Origin of the sequence: Paenibacillus sp. FSL H8-0260 (assembly GCF_045040625.1) — a bacterium.
In the GTDB taxonomy this organism is placed as follows: domain Bacteria; phylum Bacillota; class Bacilli; order Paenibacillales; family Paenibacillaceae; genus Paenibacillus_AQ; species Paenibacillus_AQ odorifer.
On the sequence record NZ_CP150298.1, the window covers coordinates 2454999 to 2470801 of the forward strand.

Annotated in this window: 17 protein-coding genes and 1 other RNA gene; 9 read left to right on the forward strand and 9 right to left on the reverse strand. The window is 43.5% G+C overall.

The window, feature by feature from the left end; all coding sequences use genetic code 11:
* Positions 1–6 precede the first annotated feature (6 nt).
* Positions 7–240, reverse strand: a complete 234-nt coding sequence (locus tag MHI51_RS10725) for a hypothetical protein (RefSeq protein WP_036689271.1) — start codon at positions 238–240, stop codon at positions 7–9.
* A gap of 173 nt (positions 241–413) precedes the next feature.
* On the opposite strand from MHI51_RS10725, the gene MHI51_RS10730 reads away from it, so the two are divergent.
* Complete coding sequence (locus MHI51_RS10730; protein WP_036689272.1) at positions 414–611, forward strand: cold shock domain-containing protein; 198 nt, start codon at positions 414–416, stop codon at positions 609–611.
* 214 nt (positions 612–825) lie between these two features.
* Here the strand turns inward: MHI51_RS10730 and MHI51_RS10735 are convergent, their stop codons facing one another.
* Entirely contained in the window at positions 826–2076 is a 1251-nt protein-coding gene (locus MHI51_RS10735) for an MFS transporter (RefSeq protein ID WP_076125115.1), read from the reverse strand.
* A gap of 193 nt (positions 2077–2269) precedes the next feature.
* Between MHI51_RS10735 and MHI51_RS10740 the strand changes: the two genes are divergently transcribed.
* A complete protein-coding gene (locus tag MHI51_RS10740) occupies positions 2270–3352 on the forward strand; it encodes a tetraprenyl-beta-curcumene synthase family protein (protein WP_036689648.1) in 1083 nt (360 codons plus the stop codon).
* Between the two features lie 66 nt (positions 3353–3418).
* Positions 3419–4390, forward strand: a complete 972-nt coding sequence (pfkA, locus tag MHI51_RS10745; protein ID WP_036689277.1) for a 6-phosphofructokinase — start codon at positions 3419–3421, stop codon at positions 4388–4390.
* Between the two features lie 71 nt (positions 4391–4461).
* Here pfkA and MHI51_RS10750 read toward each other — a convergent pair whose 3' ends face one another.
* The 4 genes from MHI51_RS10750 to MHI51_RS10765 form a co-directional block, all read right to left on the reverse strand.
* Complete coding sequence (locus MHI51_RS10750; RefSeq protein WP_076125117.1) at positions 4462–5835, reverse strand: MATE family efflux transporter; 1374 nt, start codon at positions 5833–5835, stop codon at positions 4462–4464.
* Between the two features lie 135 nt (positions 5836–5970).
* A complete protein-coding gene (locus tag MHI51_RS10755) occupies positions 5971–7182 on the reverse strand; it encodes a putative glycoside hydrolase (RefSeq protein WP_076125118.1) in 1212 nt (403 codons plus the stop codon).
* 231 nt (positions 7183–7413) lie between these two features.
* A complete protein-coding gene (locus tag MHI51_RS10760) occupies positions 7414–7602 on the reverse strand; it encodes a hypothetical protein (protein ID WP_036689649.1) in 189 nt (62 codons plus the stop codon).
* A 180-nt stretch (positions 7603–7782) separates the two neighbouring features.
* A complete protein-coding gene (locus MHI51_RS10765; RefSeq protein WP_036689285.1) occupies positions 7783–8616 on the reverse strand; it encodes a YitT family protein in 834 nt (277 codons plus the stop codon).
* 335 nt (positions 8617–8951) lie between these two features.
* On the opposite strand from MHI51_RS10765, the gene MHI51_RS10770 reads away from it, so the two are divergent.
* Positions 8952–10607 (forward strand): DEAD/DEAH box helicase, encoded by a 1656-nt coding sequence (locus MHI51_RS10770; RefSeq protein ID WP_076218385.1) that lies wholly within the window; start codon positions 8952–8954, stop codon positions 10605–10607.
* 127 nt (positions 10608–10734) lie between these two features.
* Here MHI51_RS10770 and MHI51_RS10775 read toward each other — a convergent pair whose 3' ends face one another.
* On the reverse strand, positions 10735–10833 hold the full coding sequence (locus tag MHI51_RS10775; protein WP_036689290.1) for a hypothetical protein: 99 nt from the start codon (positions 10831–10833) through the stop codon (positions 10735–10737).
* A 186-nt stretch (positions 10834–11019) separates the two neighbouring features.
* On the opposite strand from MHI51_RS10775, the gene MHI51_RS10780 reads away from it, so the two are divergent.
* From MHI51_RS10780 to MHI51_RS10790, 3 genes are all read left to right on the forward strand, one after another.
* A complete protein-coding gene (locus MHI51_RS10780; protein WP_076125120.1) occupies positions 11020–11856 on the forward strand; it encodes a YesL family protein in 837 nt (278 codons plus the stop codon).
* 104 nt (positions 11857–11960) lie between these two features.
* Positions 11961–12152, forward strand: a non-coding RNA gene (ssrS, locus tag MHI51_RS10785) — 6S RNA.
* 159 nt (positions 12153–12311) lie between these two features.
* Positions 12312–12701, forward strand: coding sequence for a DUF1499 domain-containing protein (locus MHI51_RS10790; protein ID WP_036689295.1), 390 nt, complete (start codon positions 12312–12314; stop codon positions 12699–12701).
* A 189-nt stretch (positions 12702–12890) separates the two neighbouring features.
* Here the strand turns inward: MHI51_RS10790 and tpx are convergent, their stop codons facing one another.
* On the reverse strand, positions 12891–13409 hold the full coding sequence (gene tpx, locus MHI51_RS10795; RefSeq protein WP_076125122.1) for a thiol peroxidase: 519 nt from the start codon (positions 13407–13409) through the stop codon (positions 12891–12893).
* A 117-nt stretch (positions 13410–13526) separates the two neighbouring features.
* Between tpx and MHI51_RS10800 the strand changes: the two genes are divergently transcribed.
* Entirely contained in the window at positions 13527–14162 is a 636-nt protein-coding gene (locus MHI51_RS10800; protein WP_076125160.1) for a rhomboid family intramembrane serine protease, read from the forward strand.
* Between the two features lie 4 nt (positions 14163–14166).
* Positions 14167–15081, forward strand: coding sequence for a LysR family transcriptional regulator (locus tag MHI51_RS10805; protein WP_076125124.1), 915 nt, complete (start codon positions 14167–14169; stop codon positions 15079–15081).
* Positions 15082–15117: 36 nt separating this feature from the next.
* Here MHI51_RS10805 and MHI51_RS10810 read toward each other — a convergent pair whose 3' ends face one another.
* Entirely contained in the window at positions 15118–15789 is a 672-nt protein-coding gene (locus tag MHI51_RS10810; RefSeq protein ID WP_076125126.1) for a zinc metallopeptidase, read from the reverse strand.
* Positions 15790–15803 lie beyond the last annotated feature (14 nt).

Below are 15803 nucleotides of genomic sequence, written 5' to 3' on the forward strand. Positions count from 1 at the left end.
TTCCTGTTATACCTGTTTGAAAGCTGCAATGATGTTTTTGTACTCTTCTTCATTGTCTTTATAAGATTCTTTGTTGAAGCGGTTATTCACCCATTGCATCATCGCTGGACGACTCAGGAAGGTATGTGTTTCTTCTCCCCATTGATCGGAAATTTCGCGGAGTACAATGTAGCGGCCTTGAACTTCTACCGTCATCATATTCCATTTGTCTGTTTTGTATATTTCATGTTTTTTGATCATTATCATTACCACCCTGGCGATTTTTGGCTTTTGGCTCAATGATAACGCACTGGAGAAGGGAAAAGCAAATTAAATCATATATTAAGGGTTGGGTTTGATTGATTTGAACAGAAGATTGCAGTATACTATAGTTATACGCCATATATGGCGGTTATTTTTAGGAGGTTGTTCAATTGAAAGGTACAGTAAAATGGTTTAACGCAGAAAAAGGTTATGGTTTTCTTCAAGTAGAAGGCGGCGAAGATGTATTCGTACACTTCTCAGCAATTCAAGGTGAAGGATTCAAGACTTTGGACGAAGGTCAAGAAGTAGAATTCGACATCACTGATGGTAGTCGCGGACCGCAAGCTGAAAACGTAGTAAAATTATAAGAAACAGCAGGACAGCTAAGCTGTCTGCTACAAATATATAATTTACTTGGCAAGCCCTTGCAAGAGTGGTTACCAACTTACAGAACACAGTTCTTTCGGGAACTGTGTTTTTTTACGCCCGCTATAGAAGTTATCCAAAATGAAAAAGGTCGTTGCACTCCAGTGAAGGGGAGTGCAACGACCTTTTTGTATTATGGAATAACAGCAACCCTAATTACAGGGAGGCTTTTTTGTTCTTTTTTCTGAAATAATTGATCGGCTCCAGGTTGGATTTCAATAAATGCTGTCCCAGAAACCCTGCAAAAGCAAGTAAGCTGAAACCCGTAGCCACTATATAAAAAATATAACGCCCCGCCTCTTGATAAATAATGCCGCCAAAGGTACCGCTAAGCAGCCCAGAGGCACTTGACCAAACGACGGTGAAAATGGCAAGACCTGTTGCCCGCAGGCGATCCGGGATAATCCGGGTGATATAACGGACAGATGTTACATAAAAAACACCAAATGATATACTGTGCATGGCTTGAATGGCAATCATTGAGCCTGGATGATCCGCCAGGGACATCAAAAGAAAACGCAGAGCATACATCAGACTCCCCAAGGCCAGCAAGGGCAATTCTTTGAATTTGTCGCCGTATCTGCTGAGGATAAATAATACAGGGATCTCACTAAGAGCTGACGCGAGCAATGCCCAGCCAATGATTTCCTCACCTGCGCCTAGTTGTTTTAGACTGATCGTCAGAAAGGCTTCGTTCATTCTATGGCCCAACGCGAGTACAAACACACAGCCGAAGAACCACAACACCTCTTTTTGCAACAATATATCTTTAAGTCCATTTTTGCTATTATCAGCTTCAGCTGTGTCCTTATCTTGATTCGTTGTTTCTATAACAGCAGGTCTCTTAACATCCTTAAGACCTAGGGTAATTAAAAGTGCAGCAATAATGATGATGATACATAGGGTCAAGCTCCAAGTAGAGCCCAATGCTCTTAATGCATAGCCAACGGTTAGAGCAAAGAAAGAATAGCCTAAGGAGCCAAAAACGCGAATGGTAATGAAGTTCCGTCCGTGTCTTTCGGCAACTTTGATAGCCATTGTATCGGCAAGCGGAAAAACTGGGTAATAGAAGAAGTAGAAGAAGGACAAAATAAGCATGACAGATGAAAATTCGGCCGCTCTGGCTAATAGAAGACCAGTTACTAATTGACCCGCAAGTAGTATGAACATGATCTTTCGAACGGTGCCTAACTTATCGCTTATCATACTCCAGAATAGATTGGATAGGATGGAGATAAGGGGACCGAGGGAATACAAGTAGCCTATCTGAGAACTGCTAAACCCTAAATGTGTGTAGAATAAAGGAAAGTAGGATACTACAAGGACGCTGGTACCATATATGGTAAAGAGAAAGGAACGCAGCCAGTTTTGATCACTGTAAAGGCTGCCGGTCCGTTTTGAAAACATGGATTGCACTCCTCCGAAATTGAAATATGCCTAGTATAGCATAAAGCAATGGGGAGATGTTTTTAAAAACTGCTGTATTTCTGAATCTTTCATGATTTTACGAAAGTGATTTTGTTGTTTGTACAAATACGCCTGATCATATTATAATAAGTGGTGATTTGGATAAGGAGACAACAATGTGGAGGCACTGTCATTGAGTGAATTAGAGCAAGGCCGTTACCTTAGCCCGCGTGGTCCACTGGGACTTATGAACAGGGTCTATAAGTACGTGCTGCCGGAAGTGAGAGAATGTCTCCATTTCTGGCGCCAAGATGCGAACGGGATTCCCGATCCCGAGCTCCGGAAGCAAGCACTTGCCAGCATTGAAACTAAAGAGTTTCATTGCATAGGCGGTGGTATTTATGCCGCCGGCAATTTATCGATGAAACATATACTGATTCCGCTAATTGTTGCTTATCAAACTATCAGTGATTATCTGGACAACTTATGTGATCGCAGTACTTCGCTTGATCCTGCAGATTTCAGGCTGCTGCATCAATCTATGCTGGATGCTATTGATCCAAATGCTGAGCCAGGTAATTATTATGCGCTTCGAAGTGAACAGAATGACGGCGGATATTTGTACAGGCTGGTTCGTAAATGCCAAGAAATGATTTCTTTGTTGCCAGGTTATTCCGCTGCTGCAGCGGAGATTCGAGAACTGGCTGTGCTCTATACAGATTTACAAGTGTATAAGCACATCCGCCCGGAACTCAGGGAAACAGCCCTGAAGGAGTGGTGGGAGGAACAGGGCAGTCGAGCGCCGCATCTGCAATGGAATGAGTTTTCGGCTGCAACGGGATCAACGCTAGGTGTATTTATGTTATTTCTATCCGCATGTGATCCGAAGCTGAACCAAGCTTCTGCGGCTTCGATTCGAGCCGCGTATTTTCCGCATGTATGTGGTCTGCACATTATGCTGGATTATCTGATTGATCAGGAAGAGGACCGAGCAGGCGGTGATCTTAATTTCTGCAATTATTATGATGACACGGATACCATGCTGAGTCGGATCGCTGCAATGGTTGAGTGGGCCCGTAAGGATGTTCGTAATCTTCCAGAGTCTTCGATGCATCGTATGGTGATTGAGGGATTGCTGGCACTTTATTTATCTGATCCGAAAGTTAGCGAACAGCGGGAAGTTCGCTCTGTATCTAAAAGCCTGATGAAAGGCAGTCCGCTTACAAGACTGTTCTTCTTCGCTAACAGCCGTTGGATACGCAAACGCTTTTTGTAACCATGTCGCGAAGTTATTTTTATAAGAAGTATCAGACTTCGCACAATTTTAAGGAGGAACAACAGAATGTCTAAAATTCAAAAAATCGCAGTATTGACTAGTGGTGGAGATTCACAGGGAATGAACGCCGCTGTTCGTGCGGTTGTAAGAAGCGCACTTTATTTCGGTATTGAGGTATTTGGGGTGCAACGTGGTTATCAAGGTCTGCTGAATCGCGATATTTTCCCAATGGATCTTCGCAGTGTAGGGGATATTATTCAACGTGGCGGTACTGTTCTGCAGTCTGCAAGATGTCTGGAGTTCACGAAACCGGAAGGCCAACAAAAAGGCGCGGATATCCTTAATGAACTGGGTATCGATGGTCTAGTAGTTATCGGTGGAGATGGTTCTTATAAAGGAGCTAACAAATTAAGTAAACTCGGTATCAAGACTATGGCTTTGCCAGGTACGATTGATAACGATATCTCCTTCACAGACTACACTATCGGTTTTGATACAGCGGTTGGCGTTGTTGTAGACGCTATTAACAAGTTGCGTGACACTATGTCCTCCCATGAACGTTCTTCCATTGTAGAGGTTATGGGACGCCACTGTGGCGATATCGCGCTGCATGCTGGACTGGCTTCCGGAGCAGAAACAATTCTTGTGCCGGAAATGCCGTATGATTTGAATGAAGTTGCTGACCGGATGCGCGATAACTTTATCAGAGGTAAACGTCACAGTATCGTAATTGTTGCCGAAGGCGTTGGCAAAGGTGAAGATGTGGCTCAAGCTCTGAAAGACCGTCATGCTTCTCTGGACGCACGTGTTACTGTACTCGGACATATCCAACGTGGTGGAACACCAACTCCTGGAGACCGGAATTTGGCTAGCCGTCTTGGCGATTTTGCCGTACGTAAGCTAATCGAAGGTGAATCCGACAAGGCTTGTGGTATCATCAAAGGTGAATTAACCCTTACGGATATTGATCTCGTTGTGAATACGAAAAAGGGCTTTGACCTGGAGCTGTACGAGCTGGCTTCCCGTCTTTCCCAATAATTAGCGACCCTATATATAAAAAGGAACAGCTGCGAGATGCGCACTGTTCCTTTTTTGTGTAATATGGATCGTTAACTCTGTGGTTGTTCCTGTGTGTATTGTGCGGCATAACGCCGTTGAACTTTGATAAGCCGAGACAATAGCAGGGTCGCACCGATGGCAAGACCGGTAATAAGTCCAATCCAGTAGCCGAATGCTCCTAGATCTGTATAAGTTGCAAGTACATAACCTGTAGGTAAGCCAATTACCCAATAGGCAATAAAACAAATGATAAAGGCTGGGTTAACATCCTTATATCCGCGAAGCGCCCCTTGAGTAGGTGTAGCAATTGCATCTGAGATTTGAAAAAAGATTGCATAGATCAGGAAATGCTGAATCAACGAGATGACATCGGGTTCATCTGAATATAGACCAGCTACATGATTTCCGGCAAACAAGAGTAATAAAGCTGTGGCCAGCGAAAGGATTGCCGCCAGCCCGATACCCATTATGGCATATTGGCGTGCATCCTTTTGTCTGCCAGACCCGGTCTCGAAGCCGACGAGGATGGTAAGGCTGATGCAAATACTGAGCGGAATCATATAGAGTGTTGTTGCAAAATTGATTGCTGCCTGATGCGCGGCAATTGTTACGGTATCAAATCGGCTCATTAACAAGGTTACAGCGGAAAAGACAGCCGTTTCGAAAAAAATCGAGAAACCGATGGGTACTCCGATTTTAAGCAAATCTTTAATGCTGTTTAACGATATGAAGTAGAAATTACGGAATAATCTGAGATTTACAAAGGCCTGAGAACGATATATGAACAGTAGAGCAACGGCAAATATAACCCAATAGGTAATGGCTGAAGCTACCCCTGCACCAACACCCCCGAGACGAGGGAATCCGAAGTTCCCGAAGATGAGCAAATAGTTCAAACCTACATTTACAGGCAAAGCTATTAGTGTAATACACATGGATACGCGTGTTTGCCCTAAAGCGTCTATACAGCTACGAAGTACCGTATATCCAAACAGGGGGATAATTCCGAACGAAATAGCACTGAGGAAGCGGAAAGCAACATCTCTTACACCAGGCTCCAAGTTCATAAAATTAAGAATAGGTGACAAGGCAAAGCTGCCAATCAGCAAGACGATGATCGAAACAATCAGTGACAGCCAAATACCTTGTGTGACTTGAAAGGCAACATCCTTATCTTTTTTGCTCCCGATGAGCTGTGAAACAATAGGTGTGATCCCCATAAGAATACCGCTGAGACCGGTTTGGATTGGAATCCAAAGACTAGTTCCTATCGCAACTCCTGCCAGATCGACGGTTCCGAATTTACCGGACATATTAGTATCAAAGAAGGTGATCGCGGATAAAGCAATTTGTGTAACAAGGATTGGGAATAAAATATGAAAAAATTGTCCTGCCTTTTGTTTTAAAGAGGTGGTCTGTATCATAATTCTGTGCCTCATTCTTTATGATTTTTCATGGAATAGGTTACATAGTTCAATAAGTTTCCGTTAAAAGACCCGGCAGACGCCGGGTCTTTAGCATACGTATATCAGATCAGCTATAAATAATAAGGGCTGTATTCATTGTTTTTCGTAATCAACATCGGCTGTATAGCGATTATTGGCGTTCCAGAGAAGGAACTCATCCACATTCTCATCTTTTAAAGCGCGGATTTGATCTTCCACCTGTTTTTTACCATATTTCACATAATGACCACTTCCGAGCCAGCTTGCTGTAAAGTCTTGAATCCAAGGCCGAATAACGGGTTTGTAGCTGCCCAGTGGATCAAGCTTCTTATGTGTATCAACCATGGAACCTTTGATTGTAGCGTAAGGATCTAAGTCGGGCTCTTTCACGCCGAACCATCCCGTTGAATAGTGGCTTGGATAAACCATTGGACTGATAACATCCACATTCTTGGATATTTTAACAAAGTCTTGGCCGATACCCTCAGCAGGGGCAGATGCGGCATATCCAAAAATATCTACGGACACACGGACACCAAGTGGAGCTAGCTCTGCTTTGGCATATTTAACAAAATTAGATACAATTTCTACGCGTGAATCACTGGTTTTAGTGTATTTAAGGGTTTCAGCACGTTTTTCGAATCCTTCCGGAAAACGAACATAGTCGAACTGAATTTCTTTGAAGCCGAGCTTGACAGCTTCCTTGGCGATATCCACATTGTATTTCCAAACATCTTCATTATAAGGATTAACAAAGCTGTCGCCGCCTTTATTCTTCCATACAGTGCCATCAGAATTAACAAAAGACATCTGCGGGTTCTTCTTGGCAAGAATGGAATCTTTAAAAACAACAATCCGGGCGATAGGATAAACATCATGTTTCTTCAAACGTTCCATTAACTTGCTGATATCTCCAATAAAAGGCTGAGGGTTACCAAGCTTCTGAAGGTCGGCATTATCGGTCTTATACGTGATATAACCCGCATCGTCCTTAATGTCTATAACCATTGAGTTAAGTTCGGTTTGGTCAAGCAATGTAAGCAGCTTTTCCATTCGTTCCCCACCAGCACTGTAGGCGGTAACATAAATGCCTTTTACTTTGGGTGCGTCTGGCTGTGGATCGGTGTGTAACATACTTTCTGAGTTTGTTGCTTCAGGTGAAGCGCTTGGAGCTGGAGTTGCTACATTCGAATTGTTGTTTTGTTGTGCAATGATGGGGGGATTCATGGCGGACTTCAAAGCGATCGCCACTTCAGCGTCATGTTGGTTCTGTTGTACGCCTACGCTTCCCAAGGCCATCATCAGTAGAGCCCAGGTGATGTTCATTCGTTTTTCTCTCCCTTTATGTACTTTCCCCTAAATTATATAGGAACGGTTGCTCCCAAAAAGAACAGTGTTGTAACAATATTAGCTCAGATTGGGAATGAAAAACCGCCTTTGTTGTTTATAAACGAGATGTATGGATTCGAAACGGTATGAAAAAAGTAAATGCCGCCTTAAATCGGCAACAGGGCCGAACCCAAGGCGGCAACTATCAAGACTTCTCTTGCGGCTTGCTCATTGAAGATACGCAGAATTCTGATGTTCACAGATGCTGTAATGGATAATATCCATGGCATCTGCAGGTTCCAGAATACTTAGCCCGTCTCGCAGAACGATTACTGAATTTAATTCGTCCTGTTTGAGAAACGGCATCATATCAGGATACCACCTCATGACGATTGCTGACAGTTTTACCGTTTCCATTTCCACAAAAATCACCCTTTCCCTTTTCGATAGTTCTGAATTGATTCAGTGTTCATCGGAAAACGAAGTGCTTTGGAAAAAAGAGGGGTAAATCTCAATCTTTATGAAATTGTTAGGGTTCTGCGTGTGTATAATATATCATAATTCTGAGTTTGGTGCATTTTCCAATACTAGGAATTTTTATTTCCTCATTTTGTCTTTCCGGAAGGAACCCATAACACCCACTGTTTCAACAATATTTACAAAAGCTTGCGGATCTGTCGTGCGGATGATACGTTGCAGCTCTGCAAGTTCGTAGCGGGTTGTTACCGTCATTAGCATGTCCTTTTCAACGTGAGAATAAGCGCCTTCTGTTTTAATCTTTGTGACACCTCGTTGAAGGCCTATTAGATGTTGCAGTAATTCATCTGTACGGTTTGTTACAATATATACGGTTACCTTTAAGTGGCTGATATGAATCATATCCAACACTTTACCTGTTACATATATAGATACCATTGATGAAAGTGCTAAATTCCAGTTCTGGTCAAGATAAGCGGCCGCCAGGATAACTAGTCCATTTAAACTTACCACTACATTGCCGACCGGGAAATCACGGTATTTAGTGATAATTGAACCCAAGATGTCAAAACCTCCGGAAGAACCTCCTGCACGGAAGGAGATACCGCAGCCAATCCCAACGAGAACTCCGCCAAATACAGAGGACAGCAGCATATCTGTAGCCACCAGATGCTCAGGAATTACCGTTAAGAACCAGGTTGTAAACACAACGGATAACATGCTCATAATAATAAATCTCCGGCCTAACTGGAACCAGCCAGCAGCCAGCAGAGGAATATTAAAGAGCAAGTATAGGAGGCTTATGTTTAATGGAGTGAAATAACCCACTAACATGGAAAGCCCAGATACGCCACCACTTAGTAAACGGTGTGGAATTAAAAATAGATTAAATCCACTGGCGATCAGTGCTGCTCCTAAAAAAACAACCAAACAATTCAAAATCTGTCTTAACAAGTAAATCCACCCTTATATATATATTTAAAAAAATAAAACATGAAAGCAATGAAAAGAAAGGAACCCACTGGTATTCTCACATGTGTTTGTGATATAATGTATAGGATATTCTTGAGTAGAACGTTACAATGGTATTTTTGCATTGCATCGGATGTAAAGCTACAGTTGCTCAGGTACAACAAGGTACCTGATGATTAGGGAGGCTTTTCGTCCCAAAAGCGCTATATCATGCAGAAAATAGAGCATGATTGGACAGCCTATAAATGTGTTTACCGCTACTTAAGAATACAGACAAGCATGTGGAATGTCCACTGTATAGAAGGAGCATGAATAATTTGAAAACATTCGCAGAATTTGGCTTGGAGCCAAAAGTGCTACAAGCAATCACAGAGTTAGGATTTGAGGAGGCAACACCGATACAGGAACAGTCGATCCCATTAGCATTGACTGGGTCGGATCTGATCGGTCAAGCTCAGACTGGTACAGGTAAGACTGCTGCTTTTGGTATCCCCCTCATTTCGAAGATTAACCGTGAAGACGAAAAAATCTTGGCCCTTATTATGGCACCAACTCGTGAGTTGGCCATCCAAGTGTCAGAAGAAATTGGCAAGCTAAGCCGTTTCAAAGGTCTTCGCTCGTTGGCGATTTATGGCGGACAGGATATTGGACGTCAAATCCGTGGATTGAAAAAGAAACCACAAATCATTATTGGTACACCTGGTCGTTTGCTCGATCACATCAACCGTAAAACGATCCGTTTGGATGATGTTCAAACCGTTGTATTGGATGAAGCAGATGAAATGCTGGATATGGGCTTTATGGAAGATATTCAGACTATCTTGAAGCTCGTTCCTGTAGAACGTCAAACCATGTTGTTCTCTGCTACAATGCCACCAAACATTCAACGCCTAGCTCAACAATTTCTTAACAACCCGCAACATGTCTCCGTTATTCCGAAACAAATCAGTGCCCCACTGATTGATCAGGCTTATGTGGAAGTGCCTGAGCGTCAAAAGTTTGAAGCTCTTAGTCGTTTGATTGATATGGAATCACCTGAATTAGCTATCGTATTCGGACGTACTAAGCGCCGGGTTGATGAGCTTGCTGAAGCTTTGCAAAAACGCGGATATTCTGCTGATGGATTGCATGGTGACTTGTCACAGAACCAACGTGATGCTGTAATGCGTAAATTCCGTGATGGCAGCATTGACGTGCTGGTAGCTACTGACGTAGCGGCACGTGGTCTGGACGTATCCGGCGTAACTCACGTAATTAACTTTGACTTGCCACAAGATCCTGAAAGCTATGTACACCGTATTGGTCGTACAGGACGCGCAGGTAAAGAAGGTACGGCTTGGTCATTTGTTACTCCACGCGAAATTGATCACCTGCATTTGATCGAACGTGTTACTCGTCACCGGATTACTCGTAAACCTTTGCCAACAATGGCTGAAGCTATTGAAGGTAAACAACGCGTTACTGCTGAGCGTTTGCTTGAAGTGGTAGAAAGCGGAGAGTTGAACGAGTACAAAGGAATTTCTATTCAATTGCTTGAGCAATATGATTCCGTACAATTGTTGTCCGCAGCTATGAAGCTTCTCACTGGCGACAAGAAGGATTCTGCAATTGAATTGACTCCTGAAGATCCAATTCGTGCTAAACGTCGTGGTGGCAAAAACGATATCCGCAGTGGCCGTAAACCTAATGGTGGTTATGGCGGAAACCGTGGTACTTCCGGTGGCAGCGGTAGCGGTGGCGGATACCGTGGTAACCGTGATAATAACGGTGGCGGTAGTCGTGGTGGCTATAGCAGCGGTGGCAGTAACTACGGTAGCGGCAGTGGCGGCTATGGCGGTGGCTATAAAGGCAACCGTGATGGCGCACCAGCTGCTCGTGACGGTGGTGCAAACCGCAGCGCAGAGCGTAAACCATACACTCGTCCAAGCAGCACGAGCACTCGTCCTGCAAAACGTGAAGATTTCGATAATTAATACTTCGTCAAGATACCAAAGAAGACGAGATGCCGCATTGCGGTTCTCGTCTTCTTTTTGCTGAAATATAAGGATGTTTGGTGAATAGTTGTGTCCTTAGTAGGGCGCGAATTTGTTTTGTGAGATATTAGTATCCGAATGTACGAGTGATGATAACGAGCAAGATAAACAATACGAGGATCGTGCCTGTAGAAGTCCAACCGCCGAAGCCAACAGGTGTAGACATGAGATAACCTCCTTTAGAATGTGGGGATTTTGGTATTTCTTATGGTTACAATCCTAATATATGGACTATAAAGGCTTTACGTATAGACGATAGTCTATAATTCAGAAAGTTGGGCTATGGAAATGAGGAGGTCAAATGAGGTATAGTTAAGATATGTAGTATGTAAGAGACAGAGGAGGAAGGGAATTGGAGTTTAAAGGAGCAATGGGCGGCTTATACCGCGTCACAGAATGGATTTCACGTATCGCAGGAAGTAATATCTTATGGGCACTATGTTCCGCCCCGTTTTTGTTTTTTGGTGTTTTAAAGATGATTATGTTAGGGACAGGCGCAGGTGGAGCGAACGAGCAAATTACATTGAACTGGGCAATGGGGATTCTAGCGCCCTTTACGGTGTTTCCAGCTTCAGCCGCTTTATTTACTGTAGTACGTAAGTGGGTAATGGGGAATACGGATGTAGGAACTTTTCGTACATTTTTTCAGGGGTATAAAGAGAACTATGTAAAAAGCATGCTCGGAGGAGTTATCTATACATTGATGTTCGTTGTTATGTACGTTGATGTAACAGTTTACATGACACAAATGCCTAACTTCAGAATTGTTGGTATTTTGATGTTGGTGCTGATGATACTTTTGTCGGTATCCATGTTTAACTTCTTTTCCATTGTGGTTCACTACCAAATGGGCTTCAAGCAAGTGATGACCAATTCTATATTGCTGACTATAGCACGCCCAATTCGTGTGTTCTCTACATTGATTGCAGCCGCGGTTCTTGTTTATATCGGTCTTAGATATCCGGCTCTGTATTTCATTTGTATTCCAACGTTGATTGCAATGGCGGCCTTCTTTAACTTCTACGCTACTTATAATAAGCTACAGCTGCAAGTAGAAAAGAAGAAACTGAAAGAGCAGGAAGAAGCAGAAGCAGCAGCATTGAACAATCGGGCGGATGAATACGACGACGATGACGATGACGATGACTACGAGGATGAAATTGATGAAAAGGACACCAAACGCATTTAACAAAATGTTGGATTAAGCGTTGGATATTTCCAGGTAATTAATTCCTGTGTAAAAATAAAGCGCATACAGGTTTACTTTTTCGTTAAAACGCAATATAATAATAACAAATCCTGCGATGTACGTTACGGTTACTCGTTGTTTTGAACCAATGATAATGTCTTGGGAGATCTACACGAAGCGCAGCTGAACCGCCCTGTCTATATGACTTGGGGAATTCAAAAACGTTTTCTGCGATCACCCACCTGCTCTAGCAGGTTCAGAAGACACTGTAGCCGGACGGCATAAGCGGGTTTTCTCTTGTTTAAGCCAAGGCGCCCTGTTTCCCGTGAATAATGGGAGCGGGCGCTTTTTTGTATGTCTGGAATAAAGGGAAAGTGAGTTATACCCTTTTGTTCCTGAGACAAGAGTGTTACACTTATAATAATGAACTTGGGATTTGTAGAGGGGGAAGAATTTTGTCGTTAAAAAGAACCTTGGTTGGCTTATTCCGCAGTCATGATGGAACAAGCGACCGCGCCAAAGATCCGACATTAAAAACGCGTTATTACAATCTAACTAAAGACAAAGCATGGGAAGAAGTTTCATCAACTTTAAAGAAAGTTCCTGGATTTAAGGTGCTTCACGAAGTGGAGTCTGTAGGTGAGATTACTCTTGAGAAAAGAACGGCATTTGGCCGTACGCTGGACATTACGGTATCGGTGCTAAATACGACGCCTGTTCGTTGTGGTGTAGACATGTATTCTGCATCTAGAGGTTCACTTGGTGATCTCGGGGCGAATTACCGTGTGATTCAACGCTTGTATGCATCTTTGGACAAAAAATTAGGAAAATACAAAGCAGACTGATTTTTAGAGGCCCGTCAAACCCTTCTTGCTTAGGGATAGTATGAATGCGTTTACGTAAACGGTGAGCTGCTCAGTGTGTTATCGATAAATCTTTCTATTACAAAAAAAGCGGGAGAAGGATGGACCTTCTGCCGCTTTTTTAACAGAGATAATTAAGTATTGTTGGAATAACCGCTACTGATTAAAGAATTAGAGCAGCTTCTTCACAGCAGCAATAGCATCTTCATAGTTAGGGTGCTCGGTCATTTCACTCAAATATTCAACATATACGATCTTGTCGTTCTTATCCAGAACAAAGATGGAGCGCATATCTAAGCGGAATTCTTTAATCAGCACACCATAGGCTTGTCCAAATGAGGTTGCTTTGTGGTCGGATAGAGTAATTACTCGATCGATACCGGCAGCGCCGCACCAGCGAGCTTGGGCAAACGGCAGGTCCGTGCTTACCGTGAGAATTACCACATCGTCACCAAGCTCTGCGGCTTCACTGTTGAACCGGCGGGTCTGTGCGTCACATACCCCGGTATCAAGAGAAGGGACAACACTGATTAGCTTGATTTTACCGGCATAATCACTTAGAGACACGTCTTCTAGAAGATTCTTGCTCAGAACAAAATCGGGTGCAGGATCACCAGCTGTTAGCTTAGGTCCTACGAGAGTGATGGGGTTGCCTTTAAAAGTAGCTACGCCTGTTTTTTCTTGCGTCATATCCTTGTTTTCCTCCTCGAATTATAATATTGGATTCTTACTGCCACAATAAATTATAATCTTAATAGCAGGAAGATGTCCAACCGGACAAGATATATATGTAAAGGGATGGGTGTTATGATATTTATTCGATACGAAAATTGGAAAAGTTATGTCCGGTATTATCCGGTAACCTGTCTGCTCATATTGGCCAATGTGATCATGTTTATCCTGACGGTAATTAACGGAGGATCAACAAATATTCAAACACTTATTGATTTTGGTGCTATAGTTGATGTGAGTCCGTACAAAGAGGAACTGTGGCGCTATCTGGCCGCTATTTTTTTACATAATGGGTTTTCCCATCTGTTCTTTAATTGCTTCGCTCTCCTGGTGTTTGCACCGCCTCTGGAGCGATTGCTGGGCTGGTGGCGTTATGCGCTGCTCTATGTGGCGGGAGGCTTTCTGGCAAATCTGCTTACAATTGCGATTAGTGCCCGCTCAGTAGTAGAGGTTGGTACGGTTTCGGTTGGTGCTTCTGGAGCAATCTACGCCATTTATGGTGCATTTTTATACATTGCCGTTATTCAACGGGCGATGATGGATGAGGGCTCGCGTAAGACTTTATACGGATTGCTAATGATCGGGATCATTATGTCGTTTGCTACACCGAATGTAAATTGGGTTGCACATCTCGGAGGTTTGGTTTCTGGCTTTTTCGTATATGGGCTAATTATTCGTATATTCAAAAAAAGCCTAAGACAGGGGCGATGATGGAGTGGAGCTAAGACAGCTGCAATATTTTTTAAAGGTAGCTCAAAAAGAACACGTAACAAGAGCGGCAGAAGAGCTTCATGTAGCGCAGTCTGCGGTAAGCCGTCAGATTCATCAGCTGGAGCAAGAGCTTGGGGTTGATCTATTCATGCAAAAAGGGCGCAATCTGCAGCTTACCCCTGTTGGGCAGCTCTTTTGCAAGAAGGTTGAGAGTATCCTTAAGGAGTTGGAGCATTCGGTAAATGAGGTGCATGAATTTCTGGATCCCGAGCGTGGTGAGATTCGGATTGGATTCCCGCATAGCCTTGGCACACATCTAATCCCGACTATCGTTGCAGATTTTCGTAAGTATTATCCTCATGTCAAATTTCGTTTTAAACAAGGATCTTACCCTTCTTTGATAAAAGACGTATTGTCTGGAGAAGTGGATTTAACCTTCATTTCACCTTTTCCTGAGAATGATGAGCATGTCTCGGGGGATATTGTAATGACTGAAGAGTTGTTTGCGATTCTTCCTCAGAATCACCGGTTGGCAGGAGAATCTGAAATTCGGTTGGAACAGCTGCAAAAAGAGAAGTTTGTTCTATTCAGCCAAGGCTATTCGTTGAGACCTATCGTTTGGCAAGCTTGCTTGCAGGCGGGATTCCAACCGCAGATTGCTTTTGAAGGCGGAGAGACCGATACCATTCGTGGTTTGGTGGCCGCAGGGATGGGTGTAAGCCTGCTTCCGGAGATGGCGTTCTATCAGACGAATCCTCTCCAACCAGCCCAGGTGAAGGTTGTGGAGCCTGCGGTGACGAGAACGGTTGGCTTGATCTACCGTACAGATAGTAAATTACCGCTGGTGGCACGTTCCTTTCGGACTTTTTTAATCTCCTACTTTAAAGCTAGGCAAAATAATACCCCGGTCGGCTCTTAGCCTTCCGGGGTTTTTGTTGTTTAGAGGTATGCGATATTAGTCGCGGTTGCCTAAAAAGACGGTGATCAAGCGAAGCAATTCAAGCAAGGATACTAGAGCAGCAGCAACATAAGTTAATGCAGCGGCGTTGAGAACCTTTGCTACTCCGCGTTCTTCTTCGTTGCGGATGAAACCTTGTTCTACCATGACCTGACGAGCCCGGTTACTGGCGTTGAATTCTACAGGCAGCGTTACGAGCTGGAATGCAACAGCTGCTGAGAAGAAAATGATACCCAAGCCTATAAGATTAAAGTAACCGAAGATGAAACCTGCCATCAGCATGAAAGGCGCGATGCCTGATGCGAAATTAACTACCGGGAACATCCGGTGACGAAGTGTCAACATAGGATAACTTACTTTATGCTGAATCGCGTGGCCTACTTCGTGACAAGCGACAGAAATTGCAGAGATGGAACTTTCATAATATACAGGCTCTGATAAGCGTACAACTCTGTGGATGGGGTCATAATGGTCTGAGAGTGTGCCTCTTACAGGTTCAATCGGAACATCGTGTAAGCCATTAGCATCGAGCATACGTCTCGCGGCTTCATATCCAGTCAGGCCGTTCGAATTAGCTACCTTTGACCACTTGCTGAAGGTTCCTTTGACTCTAAACTGTGCCCACAATGAGAAAAGAAAAGCAATAATTACTAATAGGTACATAAACATAGATGCATTCCTCC

Excerpts from the sequence above, each read along its gene's own strand:
- MHI51_RS10760 (WP_036689649.1), bottom strand. The coding sequence starts at position 7,602 with ATGGAAACGGTAAAACTGTCAGCAATCGTCATGAGGTGGTATCCTGAT.
- MHI51_RS10755 (WP_076125118.1), bottom strand. The coding sequence starts at position 7,182 with ATGAACATCACCTGGGCTCTACTGATGATGGCCTTGGGAAGCGTAGGC.
- tpx (WP_076125122.1), bottom strand. The coding sequence starts at position 13,409 with ATGACGCAAGAAAAAACAGGCGTAGCTACTTTTAAAGGCAACCCCATC.
- MHI51_RS10735 (WP_076125115.1), bottom strand. The coding sequence starts at position 2,076 with ATGTTTTCAAAACGGACCGGCAGCCTTTACAGTGATCAAAACTGGCTG.
- MHI51_RS10750 (WP_076125117.1), bottom strand. The coding sequence starts at position 5,835 with ATGATACAGACCACCTCTTTAAAACAAAAGGCAGGACAATTTTTTCAT.
- pfkA (WP_036689277.1), top strand. The coding sequence starts at position 3,419 with ATGTCTAAAATTCAAAAAATCGCAGTATTGACTAGTGGTGGAGATTCA.
- MHI51_RS10775 (WP_036689290.1), bottom strand. The coding sequence starts at position 10,833 with ATGTCTACACCTGTTGGCTTCGGCGGTTGGACTTCTACAGGCACGATC.
- MHI51_RS10725 (WP_036689271.1), bottom strand. The coding sequence starts at position 240 with ATGATCAAAAAACATGAAATATACAAAACAGACAAATGGAATATGATG.
- MHI51_RS10800 (WP_076125160.1), top strand. The coding sequence starts at position 13,527 with ATGATATTTATTCGATACGAAAATTGGAAAAGTTATGTCCGGTATTAT.
- MHI51_RS10810 (WP_076125126.1), bottom strand. The coding sequence starts at position 15,789 with ATGTTTATGTACCTATTAGTAATTATTGCTTTTCTTTTCTCATTGTGG.